This is a genomic window from Deinococcus arboris (assembly GCF_009755355.1).
Classification (GTDB): Bacteria; Deinococcota; Deinococci; order Deinococcales; family Deinococcaceae; genus Deinococcus; species Deinococcus betulae.
Genome location: NZ_WQLB01000085.1, coordinates 1 through 943, shown reverse-complemented (window position 1 = coordinate 943; position 943 = coordinate 1). Strand labels below are relative to the sequence as shown.

Annotated in this window: 1 protein-coding gene; it reads left to right on the top strand. The window is 65.4% G+C overall.

The window, feature by feature from the left end; all coding sequences use genetic code 11:
• Positions 1-2: 2 nt before the first annotated feature.
• Positions 3-943: elongation factor Tu (gene tuf / locus GO986_RS22430; protein WP_157461747.1), on the top strand; the 941-nt coding region annotated here is incomplete at its 3' end.

Genomic DNA, 943 nt, shown 5'->3' with positions numbered 1-943 from the left:
ACATGGCAAAAGGAACGTTTGAACGCACGAAGCCGCACGTGAACGTGGGGACCATCGGGCACGTGGACCACGGCAAGACCACGCTGACCGCCGCCATCACCTTCACCGCCGCCGCCTCGGACCCCACCGTCGAAAAACTGGCCTACGACCAGATCGACAAGGCCCCCGAAGAAAAGGCCCGCGGCATCACCATCAACACCGCCCACGTCGAGTACAACACCCCCACCCGCCACTACAGCCACGTTGACTGCCCCGGCCACGCCGACTACGTCAAGAACATGATCACCGGTGCGGCCCAGATGGACGGCGCCATCCTGGTGGTCTCCAGCGCCGACGGCCCCATGCCCCAGACCCGCGAGCACATCCTGCTCGCCCGTCAGGTCGGCGTGCCCTACATCGTCGTGTTCATGAACAAAGTCGACATGGTCGATGACGAAGAGCTCCTGGAGCTCGTCGAAATGGAAGTGCGCGAGCTGCTGGGCAAGTACGAGTTCCCCGGCGACGACCTGCCCGTGATCAAGGGCAGCGCGCTGCAGGCCCTCGAAGCCCTGCAGGGCAACCCCAAGACCGCCCGTGGTGAAAACCAGTGGGTTGACCGCATCTGGGAACTCCTGGACGCGGTGGACAGCTACATCCCCACCCCCGAGCGCGACACCGACAAGCAGTTCCTGATGCCCGTCGAAGACGTGTTCACCATCACCGGGCGCGGCACCGTGGCCACGGGCCGCGTGGAACGCGGGACCGTGAAGGTGCAGGACGAAGTCGAGATCATCGGGCTGCGCGACACCAAGAAGACCACCGTGACCGGCATCGAAATGCACCGCAAGCTGCTCGACAGCGGCATGGCCGGCGACAACGTCGGGGTGCTGCTGCGTGGCGTGGCGCGTGACGACGTGGAGCGTGGCCAGGTGCTGGCCAAGCCCGGCTCGATCAAGCCGCACAC